Annotated in this window: 19 protein-coding genes and 1 tRNA gene; 14 read left to right on the top strand and 6 right to left on the bottom strand. The window is 39.6% G+C overall.

Annotation, left to right across the window (positions count from 1 at the left end; genetic code table 11):
* Window positions 1–11: 11 nt before the first annotated feature.
* The 3 genes from hemF to hemL all read left to right on the top strand — a co-directional run bounded on the left by hemF (window position 12) and on the right by hemL (window position 3,309).
* Window positions 12–920 carry an oxygen-dependent coproporphyrinogen oxidase gene (gene hemF, locus CJD36_RS01020; RefSeq protein ID WP_205685533.1) on the top strand — a complete coding sequence of 303 codons (909 nt, stop codon included), beginning with the start codon at window positions 12–14 and terminating at the stop codon, window positions 918–920.
* Window positions 921–993: 73 nt separating this feature from the next.
* Window positions 994–1,971: a porphobilinogen synthase gene (hemB, locus tag CJD36_RS01015; protein ID WP_105037249.1), complete on the top strand. Its 978-nt coding sequence runs from the start codon at window positions 994–996 to the stop codon at window positions 1,969–1,971.
* 45 nt (window positions 1,972–2,016) lie between these two features.
* Window positions 2,017–3,309 (top strand): glutamate-1-semialdehyde 2,1-aminomutase, encoded by a 1,293-nt coding sequence (hemL, locus tag CJD36_RS01010; RefSeq protein WP_105037248.1) that lies wholly within the window; start codon window positions 2,017–2,019, stop codon window positions 3,307–3,309.
* A 76-nt stretch (window positions 3,310–3,385) separates the two neighbouring features.
* On the opposite strand, the gene pfkA is transcribed toward hemL, so the two are convergent.
* On the bottom strand, window positions 3,386–4,363 hold the full coding sequence (gene pfkA, locus CJD36_RS01005; protein ID WP_205685532.1) for a 6-phosphofructokinase: 978 nt from the start codon (window positions 4,361–4,363) through the stop codon (window positions 3,386–3,388).
* A gap of 109 nt (window positions 4,364–4,472) precedes the next feature.
* Here pfkA and CJD36_RS01000 point away from each other — a divergent pair, with 109 nt between their 5' ends.
* From CJD36_RS01000 to CJD36_RS23910, 4 genes are all read left to right on the top strand, one after another.
* Window positions 4,473–5,543: a tetratricopeptide repeat protein gene (locus CJD36_RS01000; RefSeq protein ID WP_105037247.1), complete on the top strand. Its 1,071-nt coding sequence runs from the start codon at window positions 4,473–4,475 to the stop codon at window positions 5,541–5,543.
* A gap of 81 nt (window positions 5,544–5,624) precedes the next feature.
* The gene (locus tag CJD36_RS00995) at window positions 5,625–7,016 is read left to right on the top strand and encodes a peptidylprolyl isomerase (protein ID WP_105037246.1); all 1,392 of its coding nucleotides are present in this window, start codon (window positions 5,625–5,627) and stop codon (window positions 7,014–7,016) included.
* 27 nt (window positions 7,017–7,043) lie between these two features.
* Window positions 7,044–7,664 (top strand): ABC transporter ATP-binding protein, encoded by a 621-nt coding sequence (locus CJD36_RS00990; RefSeq protein ID WP_105037245.1) that lies wholly within the window; start codon window positions 7,044–7,046, stop codon window positions 7,662–7,664.
* A 341-nt stretch (window positions 7,665–8,005) separates the two neighbouring features.
* On the top strand, window positions 8,006–8,197 hold the full coding sequence (locus CJD36_RS23910; RefSeq protein ID WP_394337877.1) for a glycoside hydrolase family protein: 192 nt from the start codon (window positions 8,006–8,008) through the stop codon (window positions 8,195–8,197).
* Window positions 8,198–8,645: 448 nt separating this feature from the next.
* Here the strand turns inward: CJD36_RS23910 and CJD36_RS00980 are convergent, their stop codons facing one another.
* Window positions 8,646–9,131 (bottom strand): hypothetical protein, encoded by a 486-nt coding sequence (locus CJD36_RS00980; RefSeq protein ID WP_105037243.1) that lies wholly within the window; start codon window positions 9,129–9,131, stop codon window positions 8,646–8,648.
* 149 nt (window positions 9,132–9,280) lie between these two features.
* Here CJD36_RS00980 and CJD36_RS00975 point away from each other — a divergent pair.
* The 6 genes from CJD36_RS00975 (at window position 9,281) to CJD36_RS00950 (ending at window position 12,863) form a co-directional block, all read left to right on the top strand.
* A tRNA-Arg gene (locus tag CJD36_RS00975) sits at window positions 9,281–9,352 on the top strand.
* Window positions 9,353–9,504: 152 nt separating this feature from the next.
* Window positions 9,505–10,752 (top strand): phage integrase SAM-like domain-containing protein, encoded by a 1,248-nt coding sequence (locus CJD36_RS00970; RefSeq protein WP_161499163.1) that lies wholly within the window; start codon window positions 9,505–9,507, stop codon window positions 10,750–10,752.
* Entirely contained in the window at window positions 10,749–11,708 is a 960-nt protein-coding gene (locus CJD36_RS00965) for a hypothetical protein (protein WP_105037241.1), read from the top strand. Before CJD36_RS00970 ends, CJD36_RS00965 begins: the two co-directional genes overlap by 4 nt.
* A gap of 157 nt (window positions 11,709–11,865) precedes the next feature.
* Window positions 11,866–12,144 carry a hypothetical protein gene (locus CJD36_RS00960; protein ID WP_105037240.1) on the top strand — a complete coding sequence of 93 codons (279 nt, stop codon included), beginning with the start codon at window positions 11,866–11,868 and terminating at the stop codon, window positions 12,142–12,144.
* Window positions 12,145–12,154: 10 nt separating this feature from the next.
* The gene (locus CJD36_RS00955) at window positions 12,155–12,679 is read left to right on the top strand and encodes a hypothetical protein (RefSeq protein ID WP_105037239.1); all 525 of its coding nucleotides are present in this window, start codon (window positions 12,155–12,157) and stop codon (window positions 12,677–12,679) included.
* Between the two features lies 1 nt (window position 12,680).
* Window positions 12,681–12,863 carry a hypothetical protein gene (locus tag CJD36_RS00950; RefSeq protein ID WP_105037238.1) on the top strand — a complete coding sequence of 61 codons (183 nt, stop codon included), beginning with the start codon at window positions 12,681–12,683 and terminating at the stop codon, window positions 12,861–12,863.
* Between the two features lie 83 nt (window positions 12,864–12,946).
* Here CJD36_RS00950 and CJD36_RS00945 read toward each other — a convergent pair whose 3' ends face one another.
* From CJD36_RS00945 to CJD36_RS00930, 4 genes are all read right to left on the bottom strand, one after another.
* Entirely contained in the window at window positions 12,947–14,539 is a 1,593-nt protein-coding gene (locus CJD36_RS00945; RefSeq protein ID WP_105037237.1) for a recombinase family protein, read from the bottom strand.
* A complete protein-coding gene (locus CJD36_RS00940; protein ID WP_105037236.1) occupies window positions 14,536–14,766 on the bottom strand; it encodes a hypothetical protein in 231 nt (76 codons plus the stop codon). The genes CJD36_RS00945 and CJD36_RS00940 overlap by 4 nt, the downstream gene beginning before the upstream one ends.
* Window positions 14,767–15,751: 985 nt before the next feature.
* Window positions 15,752–16,651, bottom strand: coding sequence for an IS3 family transposase (locus CJD36_RS00935; protein WP_105037235.1), 900 nt, complete (start codon window positions 16,649–16,651; stop codon window positions 15,752–15,754).
* A gap of 20 nt (window positions 16,652–16,671) precedes the next feature.
* The gene (locus CJD36_RS00930) at window positions 16,672–17,055 is read right to left on the bottom strand and encodes a hypothetical protein (RefSeq protein ID WP_105037234.1); all 384 of its coding nucleotides are present in this window, start codon (window positions 17,053–17,055) and stop codon (window positions 16,672–16,674) included.
* 102 nt (window positions 17,056–17,157) lie between these two features.
* Here CJD36_RS00930 and CJD36_RS00925 point away from each other — a divergent pair, with 102 nt between their 5' ends.
* Window positions 17,158–17,460, top strand: a complete 303-nt coding sequence (locus CJD36_RS00925) for a hypothetical protein (protein WP_240609266.1) — start codon at window positions 17,158–17,160, stop codon at window positions 17,458–17,460.

Below are 17,460 nucleotides of genomic sequence, written 5' to 3'. Positions count from 1 at the left end.
CATTCAACAAAATGGATATTAAAGAACAATTCACGAAATACATACATAACCTGCAAGATCAGATCTGCGCAGGACTTGAGCGTGTTGATGGCAAAGCGAAATTTGTAGAAGATGCCTGGGTTAGACCGGAAGGTGGTGGCGGCAAGTCGCGCGTGATAGTTGATGGTAATGTATTTGAGAAGGGCGGCGTAAATACTTCAATTGTTCATGGCGCACTACCGGCAGCAATGCAGCAGGCATTTAATGTGCCTGAGAGCAATTTTTTTGCTTGTGGTTTGTCTTTGGTTATTCATCCGCTCAATCCGTTTGTACCCACTGTACATGCCAACTGGCGCTACTTTGAGCTATACGACAAAGAAGGCAAAAAATTGGATAGCTGGTTTGGCGGAGGCAGTGATCTTACTCCTTACTACCTGTTTGAAGAAGATGCTGTGCACTTCCATACAACGCTCAGAGACGCTATGGATCCGTTTGGAACCGAGAAATATCCGAAGTTTAAAAAACATTGCGACGAGTACTTTGTAAATAAACATCGCGGCGACGAGATGCGTGGCATTGGTGGTGTGTTTTATGACTACCTGCGCCCCACTGAAGAAACCGATGAAAACACATTATTCTCCTTTCAACAAGCCAATGGAAATGCATTTCTTGATGCATATTTACCAATAGCTGAAAGAAGAAAAGACATACCCTATACAGAAAAAGAGGTACTCTGGCAGGAGATAAGGAGAGGCCGTTATGTTGAATTTAATCTTATCCATGATCGCGGCACCTTGTTTGGCTTAAAGACCAATGGCCGAACAGAGAGTATATTAATGAGCCTGCCGCCAAGGGCAAGATGGTACTATAATCATACTCCGGAACCGGGCAGCAGAGAAGAAGAGATGATGCAGTACTATAAGCCGAAGGAGTGGGTGTAGAGGTTAATGAAACGCTACACGTTAAATATTAAGTTCAGACATTTACAAAGGCAAAAGAAAAAAACACAACACAATGCACCTTATAAGAAGAAACCGCATACTACGCCAGTCACCAGCTATACGTGCTATGGTTGCTGAGACCATCATAAAGCCGTCAGATTTTATTGCTCCTCTATTCATTACAGAGGGTTCTGGAATAAAAGAAGAGATATCGTCTATGCAGGGGTACTTCAGGATGAGTATTGACCTAACTGTAGTTGAAGTAAAGGAACTGTGGTCGCTGGGAATAAAAAGCGTATTGCTGTTTATTAAGTGCAAAGACGAACTTAAAGACAATAAAGGCACTGAAGCGCTTAACCCCGATGGGCTTATGCAACGCAGTATCAAAGCAATAAAGAATGCTTGCCCGGATATGGTGGTAATGACCGATGTTGCATTGGATCCATTCTCTACTTACGGCCACGACGGCATTGTAGAAGGTAATGAAATAGTGAACGATCCTACTGTTGAAGTTTTGGCTTTAATGAGCGTGAGCCATGCAGAAGCAGGAGCCGACATAGTTGCACCAAGCGATATGATGGATGGCCGTATCATTGCCATCCGCGAAGCACTGGAAGTGAACAACCTTACAAGAACGGGTATTATGGCATATAGCGCCAAGTACGCATCTTGCTTCTATGGTCCTTTCCGCGATGCACTGGATAGCGCACCTGGATTTGGTGATAAAAAGACCTACCAGATGGACTATGCTAACCGCCGTGAAGCTATTAAGGAAACATTGATGGACGTGGAAGAAGGTGCTGATATAGTAATGGTAAAACCCGCTATGGCCTACCTGGATATTATCCGCGAAGTAAAAAATAGCGTAGAAGTACCCGTGAGCGCATATCATGTAAGTGGCGAATATGCTATGATCAAAGCCGCAGCCAAAATGGGCTGGCTGGATGAGAATAAAGCGGTAATGGAATCACTCACCAGCATTAAGCGGGCCGGAGCAGACCTTATTGCTACTTATTATGCTAAGCATGCAGCAAAGCTGATAAATGGATAATAAAGGCACTTATTAAATTTTCGATTGAACTACTAACTTTCCACAATGTCATATACAACCAACAAAAGCAAAGAACTTTTTGAACGCGCACAACTCAGCATACCGGGTGGCGTAAACTCGCCTGTACGTGCATTCAAAAGCGTAGGCGGTACTCCCCTGTTTATGAAAAATGCTAAAGGCGCATACATGTATGATGCCGATGGCAATCAGTATATAGATTATATTAACTCATGGGGACCAATGATATTAGGGCATGCCTATGAGCCTGTAGTCAATGCTATTCGTAATAAAGTAGCAGACTCTACTTCTTACGGTGCACCTACTGAACTGGAAATAGAGATGGCAGAGCTCATCAAGAGCATGGCACCAAATGTAGACCTGGTGCGTATGGTGAGCAGCGGAACAGAAGCGTGTATGAGTGCGCTAAGGCTTGCAAGAGGTTATACCGGCAGAAACAAGTTCATCAAGTTCGAAGGCTGCTATCACGGTCATGCTGATGCTTTTTTGGTAAAGGCAGGCAGTGGTGTAGCTACATTTAACATACAGACAGTACCCGGCGTAACAACTGGTGTATCTCAGGATACGCTTACAGCGCCATATAACGACATTGCCGCTGTAGAGCAACTGGCGGCGCAACATAAAGGAGAGATCGCGGCAATCATCATAGAGCCTGTAGCGGGTAATATGGGTTGTATTCCACCGGTACCGGGATATATGGAGGCACTCCGCGCTATCTGCGACAAAGAAGGTATTGTATTGATCTTTGATGAAGTAATGACTGGCTTCAGACTGGCTGCAGGTGGTGCACAGGAAAGACTGGGTATCAATGCAGACCTGATCACTTACGGAAAGGTAATAGGTGGTGGTATGCCCGTAGGTGCATTTGGCGGTAAGAAAGAGATCATGCAGCATATCGCTCCTCTTGGCAATGTGTACCAGGCAGGTACACTTAGCGGCAACCCAATTGCAATGATTGCCGGCTACACTATGCTAAAAGCACTCAAGGATGACCCGTCTATATTCACACAACTGGAAGAAAAAACAGCCTACCTGCACAAAGGTTTGGATGAGGCATTGAAAATGGCCAACACACCCTATGTTATCAACAGGTTGGGGTCAATGATCAGTGTACATTTCAGCGACAAGCCTGTAACTAACTTCAAAGATGCTGCCAGCGCAGATAATGCACTGTTCAATAAATACTTCCATGCCATGCTGAATGAGGGGATATATTTACCACCATCAGCCTACGAAACATGGTTCATAAGTACCGCACTAAGCACTGCTGATATTGACAGAACTGTAGAGGTTACAGCGAAATTTTTTAAGAATAACTAGAGTAGCAATTGTAGATAACAAAAGCGGCCCAAACTATGTTCGGGCCGCTTTCATTGGTATATGATTGTCTGAAGCACTACACCGACAACACCCTAATCATCTCCAGCATATCTGGAGAAACAGGCGTTGTACCTTTTATCACATTGCTAAACGGTGTATATACCACCTCTCCATTTATAATCCCTGCCATAACCTGAGTTGTACCATTATTCAGTGCGGTTACTGCTGCATGACCCAGGCGGCTGGCCAATACCCTGTCGGCATAAGATGGTGCACCACCACGCTGTATATGTCCCAGCACGCAATTACGCACATCCAGTTTAGGAAAGCGAGCCATGATCGTTTCTGCCACTTTCTTTGAGCCACCATAGTCATCACCCTCAGCAACCACCAGGATGTGGACTGTCTTCTTTCTACGTTCGTCCATATCGATCCGACAAAGCACATCGTTTATATCGGTCACCATTTCTGGTATCAGTATATCTTCAGCACCACAGGCTATGCCGCTGTTAAGTGCTATATAACCGGCATCACGCCCCATCACTTCTACTACAAACAGGCGGTCGTGTGCTTCCGCTGTGTCTCTTATTTTATCAATAGCTTCTACAGCCGTATTCACAGCCGTATCAAACCCTATAGTAAAGTCAGTACCCGAAAGGTCTTTGTCAATTGTGCCCGGCAAGCCCACCGCTGGAATCGTATACTTTTCAAAAAACTTATTAGCGCCCCTGAAAGTGCCATCCCCTCCTATCAATATCAATCCCTCAATACCATGTATTTGTAACTGGTCGTAGGCCTTAGCCATTCCCTCGTCGGTCATGAATTCTTTGCTACGAGCTGTTTTAAGGATCGTACCGCCACGCTGTATAATGTTGGACACGTCGGTGGTTTTCATCTTAAAGATATCGCCCTCTATCATACCCTGGTAGCCCCTGCGAATGCCAAATACATCCATTCCCAGGAATACCCCTGTGCGTACTACCGCGCGGATAGCCGCATTCATTCCCGGGCTATCGCCGCCTGATGTTAATATACCTATGTTACGAATGCTCATGTTTTACTATTGTTTCAATTGTTTTCAAGGAAAAGTTATGCCAACTGTCACTAAACAGGGAAATATTTACTGTAAAGTGATTTACTGAATGTAAATTTATCCATTGTTTATGTGGATCAGCAAAATTTTTACCGTCTTAATATTTTTATCATGCAGCCAGCTGGTGCTGGCACAGGATAGCCTGATTTCTGTAGAGTTGCAACACATGCACCGGTTTGCGGAGACATATGTGAAGATGGAGAATTACAAAATGGCCATCGCGACGTACAAACAACTCATTGAACTTTCGCCCGAGAACATACAACTGAAGACAGAATTAGGGGACACCTATTTTCGATCCGGTGACTATGACAATGCCACTGCTACCTTATCACCCTTGCAGGATTTACCTCATGTCACTTACAAGGCCTATGAGGTAATGGCTGCGGCGCAATTGGCACAACACAAAGACAAATTATCAAAATCAACCGTTGAAAGAGGACTTGCACGTTTTCCTGATGCGGGCGCACTGTATTATTTGAAAGGGACTACCGCATCAGCAGAGAACCAAATGGCCGCGGCAGTACAAAATTGGCTTACAGGAATTGAGGTGCAACCAGGTTATGCAGCAAATTATAAAGCAGCCGCTGTGGCATATTTAAATACATCAGAATCTTTGTGGGGTATTTTATACGGCGAGACCTATCTTGCTATACCACATGATTCTACCGGAAACGCTGCCTTTAAAACAATGCTCTACAACGGATGGTCGGCATACTTTGAGCATATTACGGATAAGCATGACCACTCTACTCCTTTTGAAGAAATGGTTAGAAGTACATTATTGCAACTGACACCTATCATTAGTGATGGCATGAGCGTAGAAAACCTGACGATGGTTAGAACGAGATTTTTAATGGAATGGAGTAATCGTTATGCCACAAAATACCCTTTCCCTCTGTTTACCTATCAGGAAGAACTGATCAGGAACGGACTAATGGACACTTACAGCGAGTGGTTATTGGGTATGGCGGAGAGCAAAAGCGGTTATGAAGCCTGGAATAAATTTCATACAAATGACATGCATCGGTTTGAGAAATGGCGGGAAGAACATTTTATGTGGCCTGCACAAATGACTACTTACGTTGATAAAAGCGATGTAAAAATGCATGAATTGTTCCCCAAAAAGAAAAAACGTTAAAAATATTTACCTATACTAAATAAGGCGGCAAATAAGCTATTTTTGCGGGAGAGCGTGTTTTCCGCACTTTTTTATCTTAATATGAATTTCATAAAAGTGAATACTATACTAAAGGCAGCAAAGGCAGGGATAGTTACAGCATTGTTACTCTCTTCGTCAAATATTTTCGCACAGGAAACAGCAGATAAGATCATTGCGGTAGTAGGCCGTAATAAGATCATTCTGCAATCTGACCTTGAAAAGCGCTTTATTGAAGCACGCGCGCAGGATCCTAACATCAATGATAGCGCCAAATGCCTCATACTACAGCAGATGATCATGGGCGATGTACTGGTGGAGCAGGCTGAACGTGATAGTGTTATGGTAACTGACGAAGATGTAGAAGGCCAGCTGGATAATCGCCTGCGCTATTTTACATCGCTCTACGGCTCTAAAGAAAAGTTGGAGCAGATGTCCGGCAAGTCGGTATACCAGATCAAAGAAGAATTCAGAGAAAACATTAAAGAAGAACTGATTCAGCAGAAAATGCAGGGCCAGATCTTTGAGAACATTAAGATCACACCGGCTGAAGTTTCTAATTTTTACAGGAGAATACCAATCGATAGCCTACCCTTCTTCCCCGCTACAGTAGAAGTAGGACAAATAGTTATCGACCCGCCTGTTAGTCCTGAGTTGGAAGAATATGCACACAAAAGGTTAGAAGACATACGCAAGGATGTTGTAGAAGGTAAGACCAGCTTCGAAACTGCAGCAGGACTTTATACTGATGATCCTGGTAGCCGCGATAACGGTGGTCGTTACGATGGTATCACACGCACCGGCCCTTGGGCTCCTGAGTTTATTGCCGCTGCTTTCAAATTGCAGAATGGCGAAATATCACCGATATTCAAAACTAAATTTGGTTACCACATCCTGCAGATGATCAACCGTAAGGGAGAAGAAGCTGATATAAGACACATCCTTATTAAACCTGCCATTACTACAGGTGACTTTAAGACTTCTATGGCAAAGCTGGATAGCTTGTACAATTTGTTGACGTCCGGCAAAATGAGCTTTGCAGAAGCTGTAGGTAAATTCTCTACCGATGAGGCCGCCAAGAGAACAGGTGGTATGATAGCAGATCCGCAGACCGGTAATACCGAACTCGACATTACCAAGCTTGATCCCGGAATGGTGTTGATGCTGGACACCATGAAACAGGGCTCTTACTCTAAGCCACACATTTTCTACAATGATATGCACGAGCAGTCTTGCCGTATCATATTTATGCGTAACAGAACTGCCCCGCATAAAGCTAATCTGAAAGATGACTATAGCCGTATACAGGAAGTAGCACTGGCAGAAAAGAAGAACCAGAAGATGGTAGCCTGGATGGCAGGCAAGTTGCCTACATTCTATATGAAAATAGATCCTCAGTACCAGGTATGTAACAACCTGAAGTTGCTGGGACTGGGCACGAACAACGAACAATAATACATCACACACGCGGTAACACCCCGGATGAAAATAACCCTTGATCAAGTAAGCAAGCGTTTTCAGCAACACTGGATATTTAAAAATATCTCTTACAGTTTTGTGCAGGGAAACGGCTATGCGTTACTAGGGGCAAATGGTAGCGGCAAGTCTACCCTGCTGCGGGTAATAGCAGGAATGCAGTCGGCCTCAAAGGGTAAGGTGCTGTTCACCGATGATAATGACAAGGCTGTTACCACCAATCAGATCTTCAGCAAGATAGGCTTCTCCGCACCGGGACAGGAAATAGTAGAAGAGCTGACAATGAGAGAATTTCTCGATTTTCACTTCTCCTTTAAGCGCCCTTTGAACAACCTGCGAATAGATGACATCATCAACCTTACAGGCCTGCAGTCAGCAGCAGACAAGCCCATTGGTGATTACTCATCTGGCATGAAACAAAGGGTAAAATTGGCACAGGCTATATTCTCCGACACCCCAATACTGATGCTGGATGAACCCTGCACCAACCTCGACCAGGCAGGTGTAGAACAATACCGCGAATGGATAGAAACATACGCCGCCAACCGCCTTATACTGGTAGCATCTAACGACGTAAGAGAATATTTCTTTTGCCGGGAGAAAATAACGCTGGAGAACTTTAAATAGTTAAATTTGCACTCCCTTTTGGTCCTGTAGTACAATGGATAGTATAAGAGTATCTATCCTTTCTCACATAACACGCTGACAATCAATATGTTACAAGCGTTTCATTTCCACACGACAACAAAAAGACAACCTTAACGTTTCCTTAACAGGTATTTGCGACAATATCACCCCGATCTTGTGCGGACTGTGCTTTTTCTGCACTGTCTGCAACAAGATCGGACTTTCAATATTATATCAGCTTGCTAAATATTTAATAGCCTTAGCCTTGTGTGCGGAGCATTAAATGTTTAGTATGCTGATGCCTTTGTAATAGGAAATAACCATGATTAAATATATACCTGATGGGTATATATAAACTATCAAAACAAGGTTATGAATTAATCAAAAAACTAGAAGGAATTAAAAACAAAGCATACCAGGATAGTGTTGGTATTTGGACTGTTGGGATCGGATTTATTCAAGTCAGTGGTGTTAAAGTAACGGCACAAACTTATTTGACGGATGAACAAATTGAAGCTGAATTTTTCAATTGAAGACAAGTGAAAGGTGTTTATTTCATAATCAGTTTCAATAACATCGATTCCAATTATATAATCAGGTTGACCATAAAATGAGTAGTTACTATGAAAGTTTTTCACATAAAGAATCTGATTATCAAATTTATTATCAGCATCATATTCAGCGAAAACTTCAAAAGGATATTTACTTAAATTTCTCCAATCATCGCTGACACAATAGCCATTAAATGCACCATTTTCATATACTCCGATTCTTACCTGTAGCGGTGACAAATAATTTATTTCAGCTATCTTACTATGACCTTTATCCCATCTAATATTTAAACAGAAAGAACCAAAGAGACAATAATCATAAGCTATCTTAGCAAGTATCTGTGATATGCTATCATTCTTTGCAGCACCTGTTGGCCTGTTATTTAAAAAGGCAACCATAGCCATATCCCAAGCAGCATCAATAAAGCCATTAGCACCTAACATAGTAGCCTTTAAGCCGATGATTGATGAATGCATTGGTGAGTTGTTCACAAGCTGTAATTTCATTAAATTTCAGATCATCTTTTCCGTTTGATTTTAAAAATAATTTAAGCTTTTTTAGGACTGTAGAATGCTTTAAATTAGTCCCGTGATTCTCACCATTTTTAATTAATTTTTCCCAATATTTAATAAATGATTTAGAATCCTTGGGTATTGATTTAATCTCACCATCATGATTATCTACTTCTTCATATGCTCTTTGTATAGCATCATTAAGCATCTTATATGATGGCATTTGGCTCTTAAATCTTTGTTCACTATGGTTGAAATGTTTTCTAAATAGTTCACAACTAACTTTTATTTTAAGGCTCTTTTTATTGTTGTTATCCCTACCTTTGGAGCGCAAATAAAGTGTTGCTGTAGAATCATTTTTGTCTGATTTTACGATGTCGATGTAGTTTTTTTCGTTACTCATATATTATTGTTTTTTAGCGATTACAAGAATATGACTAATAAACCAGATGCAAAAATCAAAAAAGACAACATTTTACGATTTCTTGCAGAAAAAGACAACACATTGACAAAGTTGAAATAAATAAAATGATGATTATCAACACTTTATAGGGTCCTGTAGTACAATGGATAGTATAAGAGTTTCCGAAGCTCCAGATCCAGGTTCGATTCCTGGCAAGACCACTTTAATACATTCGTTTTAGCACTAATCCCCGCAAATAGAGCATTTGCGGGGATTCTTGTTTTCAGTATCCCCCACTTGAAATCACTTTTCGTCGGATTTAGGTTCACCATTACTTCACCGAAACATATTTACTTCACCTAAATTTTGAATGATGGCAACGACTAGATTAATTTTCTTTCCAAACAAACTAAAGAAAAGCAAGAAGACAGGGAGAATACCAATGTACCTTAGAATATTGCACTTGGGTGTAAAGGCGGAAGCACGATTGAATGCAGATGTAAACGAGAAAGATCTGGCTTTATGGAATGAACGAACAATGAGTTTTGAGCAGAGGGATAATAAAGTAAACAATCGGATTTACTCAATAAAAACTGCTTTCGAAAAATTAGAAATCCAGAAAAACTACATACTCACGGCACTAACAGCCAAAAGTATAATTACTGAGCTCACTGGCCCACCGAATAGTGAAATAAAAACGCAGGTTTTAGCTCTAGAATATGTAGACGAATACTTCAATAGACATGTAGTCAATAACAAATCTTATGTTTACAACACGGTTAAGACGTATAGAAAAGCAGTCAATCATTTCAAAAACTACATCGCTAAAAATCGACTAAATGGTTTATTGCTAAACCAATATACGCATGAACATGCTCAGGGGTTTAAATGCTACCTAACAAGCGACTATGATGCCATCTTAAAGAAAGCGATGACAGAGGTTTCAGCCTCTTCAGTTATCTGCAAAATGAAGGTGATTTTCTCGAATGCAATGGATTCTGACTTGATTAGTAAAAACCCATTTACTAAGATTAAGATAACAACCGTGTCCCCTCCAAAGCCGAAATTAACTTTAGCAGAGTTGAAACGAATATCAGAAATAGACTTAGCAGAATTTGAAGGGTTGGAAATATATAGAGATATTTTTTTATTTTCATGCTACACTGGCCTGTCATATAACGACTTTAGCGCTCTAAAAAGAAGCACACTTTGCAAAACCGATTTTGGCTTAAAAATTGCCAGCTCTAGAGGAAAAACATCAATGGTTATTGAACAACTGCTAATTGATCAAGCACAAAACATTTTGAAAAAATATGAAAATCATCCGCAAGTAAAAATTTGTGATACATTGCTTCCCCCTAGAAGTATGACTCAAATTAATATTCACCTAAAAATAATTTCAACTATTGGTAAGGTAAATAAGAAATTGAGCACCAGTATAGGACGATGTACTTGTAGACAGCTGTTAAGTGAAGCAGGTGTGCAAGATCCGCTAGTAATTCATTCGATTATGGGATGGAGCACAGCTAAGAGTATCGATTTTAAATACTATTCCATTACTGACACATTACTTAACGAAGCAAAGTTGAAATTTCAATTGTATTTAAATACTATAAAATGAAGAAAATAAGCGACGAAAATCAAATTAATGAAATGCTTAAACTGCAAAACAAGGCTAAAGAAATCGTAGCTGATTATTTGTGTCTTAATTTCGAAATAATTGAAATTGAGGGTGCGACAAAAGAAGATTTTATAAATGACAAGGAGAATTTTCACAGTCACGTCACAAAACTACGAAAGCAAATTCCCAATGTCCGGAAGAAAATTTTGAAAAATAAACTTTATGACAAGGAAACTGAATCATTTACAGACATAATTCATCTGATGTCTCCATACTTAACATGGATGGGCCAGGACGAGGATGTAATTCAAAAATTAATAGATAGTAACATTCCTCCAAATTCGCTTAAATATTTTCATTTCTTAGATTTGGACACGTTAGTGGATAATTTACTCGCGTTAGAAAAAATATCAGGAGTTAAAGTTTTTCTCACTCCATTGTTTCGTTCAATTTTATATTACAATCTTCAAAAAATTTACAAAGATTTTATGAAGGCGCAACCTGGTTCGTTTAGGGTATACGATAAATCAAAACAAGTTAGTGAGACGGAAATATACCTAAACAATCTACGGAGAAGATTGAAAAGTAATGGAGGCAATTTACCAAAATATTCAGATGAGTTAATTGATGTCCAATTTACAAATATTGTAAGGGATATCCAAGATAAATACCCTGGAGTAAGTGATATAGAAAGCACGATTATCAAATTCGTATCAACAAATGTTGAATTCGAAATTCTTGGTATTGCAATAAAGTCTTTCATTCATTTTGATAAAAGCATAATAAAAGGAGATAAGAAATTTGAGGTTATTTTCGACTTATATAAAGATATTTTAAAAGAAGATTTCATATTAAAGAATGAAATTGAAGTTGAGCGATTAGATGGATATCGCGATTATAGTACGTACAAAAGGCGCTATATCAAGAACGCAATTTTCAAGAAAACGAGAATTTGAATTTAATTAGATTCTGTATTAATTAAGTCAAATGCTTAGTTTGAAATGAAGACGAATTTCAAAGTATACAGCATATGGAAGATATTTTCGTAGGATTTGGGTTTTGTAAAACATTATAAAAAGCATTCACTTTGTAAATGTATTAAACACAAAATTTATGGAGGAGAGAGAGTTTAGTGAATTGATTAAGGAAACGTTAGATGCTTTGAATGAGTTAAAGCAGCAGTTAATCGGTCAAAAAGGAATAGTTACGCCAAATTGGGTAAACAGAGAGCAGGTAATGAGTTTTCTAGGTTATGGAAATACTCAGATGGCTGCGCTAGAAAAAAGGGATGATTTAATTGTGGCAAAAGTGGGTAAGCGCAAATTCTATTTGAAGGATTCCGTTGAATCATTGTTACAGAATTCAGTCACAAGGAATAATAGTCGAAAATAAACATAAATCTATGAAAACAGAATTAGTCCATAAGAAAGCCACAATAAAAGATTTACTACGGCAATCTAAAGATCCAAATGCCGATAGATTTAGAATTTGTCCAAACTGTAACATCCCACACTTTGTCAAAAATAAGGGACGAGATTACTGTTCAGACACTTGTGCGATTCAACACTACAATGCGAAGAGGCGGCTTATAAAACAAGCAACACAATCTATTATGGTTGATTCAGCTCATAATAATAGCATGCCAGAGCTACCAGAAACAACAACATCATTACCCAATGAAGCAAATTACCCATTACAAATTAAACATAATATCAATATCCTTAATCAGCTTTTAATTGACGAAGTTCATGGTAGTTCATACTACATAGAATTTTTAAAAAATCAAGGCTTTTATTTTTCTGTGTTCACATCTGTGATGAAACTCAACAATACCATGACGGGCGACCATGGTTATCAGGTTGTTTACGAATCCTACAGGATGTGCAGATTAGAACAAAACGTCGTAATAATATCTAAAATAAAATAAAATGAATTATACAGAAATTGATCATCTTTTTGGTAAACCAATTAGTGAAATGGCAGCACCACTAACACTAGGAAAAATAAAATTTCAACATTTTATTGCTGGGGTATTGATTGGCGGCATTTTAGTGGGTGCTATATGTGCACATCAGGTAAAAAGATTAGAAATTGCATGCCAAGATAAGTAGCATTTGTCAACTTGATAACATATATAGCGCTCGCTTTGTAATTATCTATTCAACCTGGCACAAGATCTGTTATCGCAAGGTATTTAAAGTTCGATCCTTGTTCTCTCTACCAAAGAGGGAACATGCAATTCAAATTGCAGTTCCCTCTTTTCTTTTTCCCCTGAAAGCCTTGCCAGTCGTGCAAAGTAGCGGAATGCTACATTTACTTTTTGGGTTCGACACTCGTCTTTTTTTCGATTGTAGTATATTCCTTCTGGAAAGACCATGTACTGAAGTTCTTGTCTGTCGTTGTAATCGGCGGAAGCCCATTCTGGAGCGAGTTTCGAGGTTGTTCTAAAGGCTGTGTCTATGTATAAATCAAGGTTCGACACCCTATTCCCGAATTTTGCCCGTTCCTTTTCAATATCCTTCTTTTCCTCAGCGAATTTCGCCTTGAATTTATCGAACATATCCCTGGTTATTTCCTCCAATACATATCTTTCTTCAAGTCGTTCTAACTTCTTGTCTACTTCCGCTAATTGCTTTTCGATGTTCTGAATATTCTCTTCTTTCCGCTCATTTGACTTATTGTATTCCACTATCATTTGCTCTTTTATGAGATACTGCATTGCCTCATCAAATTCGAGGGTGTAGTCTGATAACGTTTGAACGAAACGTTCGTGAAGAGTATCTGCCCTCATATTGCAGTTGCAACCCTTCGTGTTGCATTTGTAATAATACTTCTGATTCTTGTAGGCTTTGTATGCCCTAAGAAACTGCCCACACTCATCGCACTTATAAAACCGTTTAAGCGGTATTTCGTCATTCTCAGGGTTAGTGCGATAACCTTGCTTGTTTTCAGATAGAACGTCATTCGCTTCGAGGAACAGCTCTTTTGAGATCATCTTCTCATGATTACCTTCTATTACCTGTCCTTCCAAAGCTGTATGCACCATAAGGCCACAATAAAAAGGATTTCGGAAAAAGACTGAGATTCTCTGATTAGTTATTTTCAGCCCTTGTGCAGCAAGCCTCCTGATAATCTCCTCACTGGATACCTTTTCCTTAACCTTCCAGTGGAACGCCTTTTTGAGCAGCTTACCATCCTTATTAAGCACAATAGACCGATTGCCATTGGACTTAACAATATCATAACCAATAGGCGGTGCAGTAGGCCAGTCTCCCCGCAGGAGCATTTCCTTTACACCGGCCATGCATTTCTCCCTGCGCTGTTGGTTCTCATACTCGCTAAATATGAACTGTATATTCTGCTGTAGACTGCCACTTGCTGTCGATGCATCTGTTGGCTGTGTTACGGAGCAAACCACTATACCCTGCTTTTTCAACTGCTCGGCTATGTAGATGGCGTTAGCGCCGGAGCGGCTGAACCGATCAACGCTGTAAACTATGATGTGCGATATTTTCTCTCTGCTCTTTTTCAGAAAAGATAGCATGTTATTAAACTGCTTTCTTTCATCGGTCTTAGCACTCTCAAACGTACCGCCGAAGCTGCCCATAATTTGAAGGTTCCCCTTTTTAGCAAACATTTCACAAGCCTTCTTCTGTGTATCAAGGCTTAAATTATTGTCTGCCTGTTCTTTAGTGGAAACACGGGTATAGATAACGCAGTTGCTGCCTTTAGTTTTTGCCTTATTTGAACCTTTAGCGAAGGTTTTGAATAATGTAATGTCGCTCATGCTGCTTTAGTTTGCTGATTATCAATGTGTAGTGCAATTTTCTTGCCAGATTTTCTCCTCTTAGAAACCACATTATAAATAAACCGAGTATATTTCCTGATGGTATCTATCAATTCATTTACCTGTTCATCAGTGTAGTTTTTAAATCTCTCAAATCTCCCTACCTCGTCCGGGGTAATGTCATGTGTCCTGTCATACGAATTTACGTGTCCTGTCTTATTCTTCATAGATCGTTTTTTATGTTTTTTATGCAAGCTACTATCCTCTAATTGACTACTTTACAGGCTATTGTTTAGTTATGCCGAGTTATGCTAAACAATGTCGAGTTGTGTGAAACATTGTGTACCTGTGTCGGTTCTCAACAACCTTAATTTACTTTATGCCCAAATCCACTGCAAAGCTAAAACTGCCGAAAAAACAGCTTTCCGTATTCAGGTATAGTTTACGGCATCCTGCGAAACATACCTTGAACGGGTAAACGTTACTTAACTTAACTTTACTTGATTCGAGTAAAGATAGCAACGCACAAAGTCGTGGTTTCCTATTTTGGCACGAATGGGACAGTTAATTCACAACATTCCCTCTTTGTGCCACAAATAGCCTCAATTTGTCGTCATTTCGATACCAATTTAAAAAATGAGAGCAGAGTTGTTTTGCAACAAGCATGGTGGCATTGTGTAAACGTTTTTTAAAGCTATCAGCCTGAGCGAAAGAATAGGCAATTAAAAATATAAAGACCAATAACGCTAATGATCGGTGTGAAAATTCGGCGGGTGTCCATGCTATTGATACTGCAATTACTACACCGAAAAAATGAGGCTGGCAGGGCAAAATGGCGGTTTTAAATGAAATCTAATTCTGCTCTAATTTGCTTCTAAACCGGGGCAAATTCGCTCAAATAGCGGAAATGAATATTTTTTTTCTGTATTGACAAATCGTCCTGTCAAGATGTTTAATTTTTGTGTGTTACTGAAATTACTATACAGTTTTTGGTGAGAAATTTTTATTTTACTGGTTTACCTACACTATCATTTTTTACAATATTAGGCATTTTACTGGTTAACTATACACCCTTTTTCTTGGATGTTTTATTTTACTGACTTTACTATACACCAGTTACTTATCCAATGCTTCATTTTACTGGCGGGTGTCTTATAAAAACCATATGAGTTCTTTTTTTGTCATTAATATTTCCCTGAAACAAACCTCCCCTTACCCTCCGGGGGGGAGGTTTGTTTCAGGGAAATTGTTCTTGTGTTCCCTTGCGTTTTTCCATCTTTTCTTTAGCACTCCTTGTTTCTCATGTGCTTGCAATGGTGTTAAGTAATCGCAGCTTGCATGAGGTCTCTTGCCGTTATATTTGTCAATAGACAGGCATACTATTCTTGTAGCATGGCCATGATCACGGAAGGTTTTGTCTAATCCGAACTCACTTTTAAGTATGCCATTAACCCTTTCTGCTACTGCATTTTCATAAGGGTCTCCATTTTGGGTCATACTAATTGCAATACTTGCCTTTGTTAGTTGAGTTACATACGGATCTGACCGGTATTGACTACCTCTATCTGAATGATGAATACAATCAATTAGCTTCGTTCGGGTAGAGAGTGCCATATCCAGTGCAGCCAAACAACCTGTAGCGCTCAGGCATTTACTCAGGAAATAACCTACAATACGCTTGGAATAGATATCGGTGATTAGGGATAAGTAATTGAAATCCCTGCCTACTCTTACATAGGTTATATCGCTTACCCATGCCTGCTCTGATTCAGTAATGACAAGGCCTTCAAGTAGATTGGGGTACTTCCATACCCAAAACCTTGAATCAGTTGTTTTGACATATTTTTTGTGCTTTTTAAGCACAAGCCCCTGTTCTTGCAGCAGCTTATGTAGTTTATCCCGGCCCATTTTAATACCGTGAGATACTAACGGTCCCTGAAGCAGGTAATATAGCTTATGAGTGCCTAATCTTGGCATTTCTCTACGCAACGCTGCTACCAGTTCCAATACTACCAGGCATTCGTTTACAAATGGCTCCCAATGCCATTTCTTGTCATAGAAAGCATGTCGTGTTTTACCAAACAGCTCACAAATGCGGCCGACACCTGCCATTGTGAGGTTACCTTCATGGATTACTTTGACCGTTTGGTACCAGGTTTTTTTCTGATTGGAATATTAAAGTGATTTTCGGCAATATCAATCATGGTATTGAGAGCCAGTATCTTTAATTCAGCTTCTGCCAAAGCCTTTTCCAACTCATTAGTACGCAGCTTTACTTCCTTCATGCTGTTCTTCTGTTCGTCCGTTAAAGCTGGTAATTTAACTTGTCCCATTTTGATTTTGCGCTCGTATTGCCGCTTCCAATTAATAAGCTGATGTATTGACGGTGCCCGATATTCTTCCTGTACCTGTTTGTACGTTTTTCCGGCTGCTAATATCTCAAAAGCTATCTTCTTTTTAAATTCCTCGTTGATTTGAGACTTAAAAGCAAGTTCTTCTTCCTCGGTAACTTTCATAACTATACACGTTTTTTAGAACTGTATAGCTATTTCAGTACAAGACATTTACCAAATATTTGTCAGTTAACTTTGATAATTTATATTCTCAAATTTCGCCAAATGAAAGTAAAACTGGGTTTGAAAGAAAACTGGAAGCAATTCACGTTGCTTGTTATCATCAATGCTTTCGTTGGAGGTATGATTGGGCTGGAAAGGAGCATATTACCGAGAATTGCAGATGTAGAATTTCACATTGCAGCAAAAACGACTATTCTGTCTTTCATTATAGTATTTGGAATTGTAAAGGCTTTTACCAATTACTTTACCGGAGCCTGGGCTAACAAAATCGGCAGAAAAAATTTGCTTACAATCGGTTGGTTGATAGGAATACCCGTACCATTTGTACTGATGTTTGCACTGTAA

The organism is Flavipsychrobacter stenotrophus (genome assembly GCF_002954265.1).
Classification (GTDB): Bacteria; Bacteroidota; Bacteroidia; order Chitinophagales; family Chitinophagaceae; genus Flavipsychrobacter; species Flavipsychrobacter stenotrophus.
The sequence above is the reverse complement of the archived record's forward strand: the minus strand, read 5'-3'. Positions and strand labels throughout refer to the sequence as shown.

Coding starts and splice junctions, on each gene's coding strand:
- hemF (WP_205685533.1), top strand. CDS start 12: ATGGATATTAAAGAACAATTCACGAAATACATACATAACCTGCAAGAT.
- hemB (WP_105037249.1), top strand. CDS start 994: ATGCACCTTATAAGAAGAAACCGCATACTACGCCAGTCACCAGCTATA.
- hemL (WP_105037248.1), top strand. CDS start 2,017: ATGTCATATACAACCAACAAAAGCAAAGAACTTTTTGAACGCGCACAA.
- pfkA (WP_205685532.1), bottom strand. CDS start 4,363: ATGAGCATTCGTAACATAGGTATATTAACATCAGGCGGCGATAGCCCG.
- CJD36_RS01000 (WP_105037247.1), top strand. CDS start 4,473: ATGTGGATCAGCAAAATTTTTACCGTCTTAATATTTTTATCATGCAGC.
- CJD36_RS00995 (WP_105037246.1), top strand. CDS start 5,625: ATGAATTTCATAAAAGTGAATACTATACTAAAGGCAGCAAAGGCAGGG.
- CJD36_RS00990 (WP_105037245.1), top strand. CDS start 7,044: ATGAAAATAACCCTTGATCAAGTAAGCAAGCGTTTTCAGCAACACTGG.
- CJD36_RS23910 (WP_394337877.1), top strand. CDS start 8,006: ATGGGTATATATAAACTATCAAAACAAGGTTATGAATTAATCAAAAAA.
- CJD36_RS00980 (WP_105037243.1), bottom strand. CDS start 9,131: ATGAGTAACGAAAAAAACTACATCGACATCGTAAAATCAGACAAAAAT.
- CJD36_RS00970 (WP_161499163.1), top strand. CDS start 9,505: ATGGCAACGACTAGATTAATTTTCTTTCCAAACAAACTAAAGAAAAGC.
- CJD36_RS00965 (WP_105037241.1), top strand. CDS start 10,749: ATGAAGAAAATAAGCGACGAAAATCAAATTAATGAAATGCTTAAACTG.
- CJD36_RS00960 (WP_105037240.1), top strand. CDS start 11,866: ATGGAGGAGAGAGAGTTTAGTGAATTGATTAAGGAAACGTTAGATGCT.
- CJD36_RS00955 (WP_105037239.1), top strand. CDS start 12,155: ATGAAAACAGAATTAGTCCATAAGAAAGCCACAATAAAAGATTTACTA.
- CJD36_RS00950 (WP_105037238.1), top strand. CDS start 12,681: ATGAATTATACAGAAATTGATCATCTTTTTGGTAAACCAATTAGTGAA.
- CJD36_RS00945 (WP_105037237.1), bottom strand. CDS start 14,539: ATGAGCGACATTACATTATTCAAAACCTTCGCTAAAGGTTCAAATAAG.
- CJD36_RS00940 (WP_105037236.1), bottom strand. CDS start 14,766: ATGAAGAATAAGACAGGACACGTAAATTCGTATGACAGGACACATGAC.
- CJD36_RS00935 (WP_105037235.1), bottom strand. CDS start 16,651: ATGGCAGGTGTCGGCCGCATTTGTGAGCTGTTTGGTAAAACACGACAT.
- CJD36_RS00930 (WP_105037234.1), bottom strand. CDS start 17,055: ATGAAAGTTACCGAGGAAGAAGAACTTGCTTTTAAGTCTCAAATCAAC.
- CJD36_RS00925 (WP_240609266.1), top strand. CDS start 17,158: ATGAAAGTAAAACTGGGTTTGAAAGAAAACTGGAAGCAATTCACGTTG.